Annotated in this window: 7 protein-coding genes; 3 read left to right on the forward strand and 4 right to left on the reverse strand. The window is 60.8% G+C overall.

The genetic code is table 11. The annotated features are described in order from the left end of the window. From CN97_RS21045 to CN97_RS19570, 3 genes are all read left to right on the forward strand, one after another. Positions 1-327: hypothetical protein (locus tag CN97_RS21045; RefSeq protein WP_169743209.1), on the forward strand; the 327-nt coding region annotated here is incomplete at its 5' end. A 308-nt stretch (positions 328-635) separates the two neighbouring features. Further along, positions 636-875 carry a FitA-like ribbon-helix-helix domain-containing protein gene (locus CN97_RS20465; RefSeq protein WP_084684284.1) on the forward strand — a complete coding sequence of 80 codons (240 nt, stop codon included), beginning with the start codon at positions 636-638 and terminating at the stop codon, positions 873-875. Continuing rightward, on the forward strand, positions 872-1,291 hold the full coding sequence (locus tag CN97_RS19570; protein ID WP_035715247.1) for a type II toxin-antitoxin system VapC family toxin: 420 nt from the start codon (positions 872-874) through the stop codon (positions 1,289-1,291). The genes CN97_RS20465 and CN97_RS19570 overlap by 4 nt, the downstream gene beginning before the upstream one ends. Positions 1,292-1,527: 236 nt before the next feature. Here CN97_RS19570 and CN97_RS19575 read toward each other — a convergent pair whose 3' ends face one another. The 4 genes from CN97_RS19575 to CN97_RS19590 form a co-directional block, all read right to left on the reverse strand. Then, positions 1,528-1,731: a hypothetical protein gene (locus tag CN97_RS19575; protein WP_088233892.1), complete on the reverse strand. Its 204-nt coding sequence runs from the start codon at positions 1,729-1,731 to the stop codon at positions 1,528-1,530. Between the two features lie 335 nt (positions 1,732-2,066). Beyond that, positions 2,067-2,414 carry a hypothetical protein gene (locus CN97_RS20045; protein WP_051911501.1) on the reverse strand — a complete coding sequence of 116 codons (348 nt, stop codon included), beginning with the start codon at positions 2,412-2,414 and terminating at the stop codon, positions 2,067-2,069. A 64-nt stretch (positions 2,415-2,478) separates the two neighbouring features. Continuing rightward, entirely contained in the window at positions 2,479-2,745 is a 267-nt protein-coding gene (locus tag CN97_RS19585) for a hypothetical protein (protein WP_035715251.1), read from the reverse strand. Next, positions 2,726-3,166 (reverse strand): ParB/RepB/Spo0J family partition protein, encoded by a 441-nt coding sequence (locus CN97_RS19590; RefSeq protein ID WP_035715254.1) that lies wholly within the window; start codon positions 3,164-3,166, stop codon positions 2,726-2,728. The genes CN97_RS19585 and CN97_RS19590 overlap by 20 nt, the downstream gene beginning before the upstream one ends. Positions 3,167-3,627 lie beyond the last annotated feature (461 nt).

Here is a 3,627-nt window from a genome sequence, read left to right on the forward strand (position 1 = left end):
ACATTGCCCCCCCGCGGCTGGGAGATACGGGTCATAGATGAACTTCGCGAAGACATTGCAGCACTAGAACATGCAGAGGCGACACAAGATGGCGCTGATGTTCTCCGATCCCTCGGTGCGATGCATCGGCTAGACAAGAACCGACGATTACTGGCTAAAGAGCTTCTGCGTTTAGAAGATTGTCTTGAAGAAGTTCGGACCATCCTAAAAGAAGGGTCTTTGCCTGAGCAGGATCGTCTTGATCGTATTTACTCGGTCGTCAAAGCCGCACGTTTCATCCCTGTTATAAGAAATGAAATCGACTGGTGCGGCTGCGACGACGATTGAAGTAACCCTTACCGCGCAAGCGATCGTCACCCGCAGGGCCGAAACTCGCCGCACCTTCGACCATTCGCGCGGCCCCGGCGCTGGCTCGGAGAGACAGGGGCGGGGCCTCTTGGCGCGAAGGGAGAAGGGGCGAGCGAGGTTCGGGGTACAGGCCGGTGCAGCCGGCCGGAGCCTAGAGCGCGGTCACTCGGGCAGGGAGGTCCAGGGCGAAAGCCCTAGACCAGACGGCGCGAGGGATGCGCCATTGATAGCATAATGGGAAAGTGCTATCATTACTGTAACTAAAGATCATCAAAGGAGTCTACACGATGGGAAATGTCACCATTCGCAACGTTCCAGATGAAGTTCACACTGCCCTGAAGCTCCGTGCCGTTCGTCATCAGCGCAGCACGGAAGCAGAGATGCGAGCTATTCTGACGGCCGCCGTTTCCCAAGAAACAGGGAATGGGCTTGGTCAGCAGATGCGGTCCGCATGGTCAGGACATCACGGCAGCGATTTTGACGATCTGCGCGACCCGTCACCCGTGGAAGGCGCAACTTTCGAATGATTATCCTCGATACGAATGTGATTTCCGAAACGCAGAAGCCGAAACCGGATCCGAAGGTCATGGCATGGCTCGACACGCTGGACATGTCGTCCACCTATCTGACTGCGATCACGGTGGCAGAGCTATTCTTTGGGGTCGATCAACTTCCCGAGGGCAAGCGAAAGACTGTTTTGAGCGATGGGGTAAGCCATCTGATAGAAACGATCTTTTACGGTCGCATCCTTCCCTTCGATGCCACGGCTGCATATTTTTTTGGGTCCATGATGGCGGACGCCCGCAAACAGGGGCATACGATCACCTTTCCTGACGGTGCTATCGCGGCAATCGCACGAGGGAACAACTTCGCTGCGGTCGCCACCCGCGATGTGACGCCCTTCGCGGCTATGAAGATAGAGATTATCAATCCGTGGGAGTGATCCGGACACGGCGTGGACGGCCTCAAAGCAGGGGTGAGCGTGGCCCCTCGGGCCGCGTCGATCCTCTGATCTGACCAGAACTATCCAAAGCCGCGCCAAGCGCGGCTTTCCTTTTGCTGGCCGGTAGCATTAAAAAAAGGCCCTGCCGAAGCAGGGCCGAGGTTCCAGTTAGCCGCAACTGGAAAAGTCTACGCGTGGGAGACTAGGCCGTTTTCCGGCCTATCTCAACCGCGCGTCTAGGCGAGGTGGAAAGGTTCGGGCTGGTCCTGAAGCCAAAGATACGCCTTCGGCATCCATGACGGGGCATCTGGATATTTCTCCTGCAACTCCCGCAAGCGGGCCGCAACGATCGCCAAGCTGCAATCGTCATCGCGCAGGTTGTGATATGCCTCTGCGACAAGCAAGGCGGCGTCGGGGCCAGGTTGCGTTCTGGTCAGCATCTGGCCTTCCAGAAGATTGCGGATGACAAGCATTCCTTCACTGAAAAGGGCTTCGTCATTGGGTCGCTCCATTCGTCGTCGGGATTGTCATGCTGATGTGCCGCCCCGTAGGGGAAGGCAGGGCCGTATCGGACGCCATCTTGTTCGAAACAGCCGGTAACGCCCAGAAGCCATGCCCGATGCGCCTGCGTTCCAGCTATCAGCTTGCGAAGGCGGCGTGGCATCTGCCAACCGCCATATCCGGCAAGATAAATGCGGTGATAGATCTTCCTCATGGGTCCACCCTTTCTTGCGGGTTCGTGTCACGCAAGGCGTTTTCGCCGTTAGGCATCCAGTCAGCGATCAAGCCGGAACCGAACAAGCCACGAGGGCCCAAGCCGATTGCGTAGGCGGTGAAGGACAGGCTCGGCGCTGGCGCTCATCCATTGCTTTCGCAGTTCCGCTTTCCAGCACCGGCCATGTTCCGATGCGAAGGCCCGCAACGCCTTGTGTTCCTGGGCTGTCACGCCGTCCGCTGGTTCGTCGTCGCCTTGGGACTGTGCTTCGATGAGGCGATACAATTCCTGGCGTGCGGCATCGAGCATGGCACGGGCTTCGAGATGCGCGAAGGGCTTCCAGAATTGCGCGCGGGCTTCGGGTGTTTGTTCGATCCCTGCGCGGCGTTCGAGTTCTCCGATGGTCATTCCAATGATCTCCTGTCTGGCGGAAAGCGGGGAGGCCGCTTTCCGTTGGGGTTCATGCGGTGGGCTATGCCTCGGGGGCGTCCAGCAGGTGACAATCGGAAAGCGGAAAAACCTGATTGTCCCGAAGGCGGCGCACGAGGGCGAGGTGTCCACCAGCGATACGCTTGGTGCGGAAGGCCAGCAGGTCCAGAACAAGGCTCGGCTTGGACAAAAGCGCGGTCTGCGCGGCGTTCAGACGGACGGCCTTCATGTCCTCGATCAGCTTGGCGCTGTAGGGGCCTTTCTCGGCGGTCGCCCCGTTGCCCATTCCGTCACGGGGCGCGTCGATCACGCCCGCCTCGGCGGCGGTGGCGGCATCCTCGCGGCGGATATAGCCAAGTCTCGTGCAGGGCCTCGTCGTTCGACACGGTAAAAGCGGTGGCGGTGGCAAGGTTGATCTGCCCTGCGGCCAACGCGTCCAGCACGGGGGCGGGCAGGTCGGCCAGCTTGAGGCGACGGTAGACATGCGCCTCGGTCACGCCGAACGCCTTGGCGATGCTCGGGGCCAGTGCGCCCGCGTCCCGCATCCGGCCATAGGCGCGGATTTCATCAGCGGGGGCGAGGGCTTCGCGGGCGGAGTTTTCCGCGTTCGCCCATGCTTGCGCGGTCAGCGCGGTCGGGGCAAGACGAACGGGCACCAGCGCCAGCGACGGGTCTGTTTCCACGGCGAGGGCGAGGGCGCGAAGGCGTCGCCCCCCCGCGACAATGCCCACGCGGCCCGCGTCGTCGCGAAGGCCCGCAAGGTTCTGAACCAGTCCGCAGGTGACGATGCTTTGAGCCAGCAGCGCGATCCCCTCGGGATCGGCCCCTGACGCGGGTTTAGGTCGGACAGGTAGAGGTCGGCCAGCGGAACATACTCGATGACGGCGGCGGCGGTGTCGGTGTTGGGCTTCATGTTCATGGGTTTTCTCTCGTGGTGTCTTGATCGTCGTTGCGATCTTCGGTTAGGGTTCCGGTGTGCCGCCCCGAAAGGGACGACACGGCAGGGTCAGATGACCCCGTGCTGGTTCAGGAAGCGGCGTCCGATTCCAAAGTCATCGCCCTTCCTGACAAGCGCCCACGCTTCCGCGATGCGCTGTGCCAGAACTTCAACTGCCATTTACTCACCCCCTTTCTCTGGTGCGGGACGGTCGGGCTTTCCCCCTTCCGCCGATGGGCTGCGCCTCGCCGGTCT

Source organism: Haematobacter massiliensis (assembly GCF_000740795.1).
Taxonomy (GTDB): Bacteria; Pseudomonadota; Alphaproteobacteria; order Rhodobacterales; family Rhodobacteraceae; genus Haematobacter; species Haematobacter massiliensis.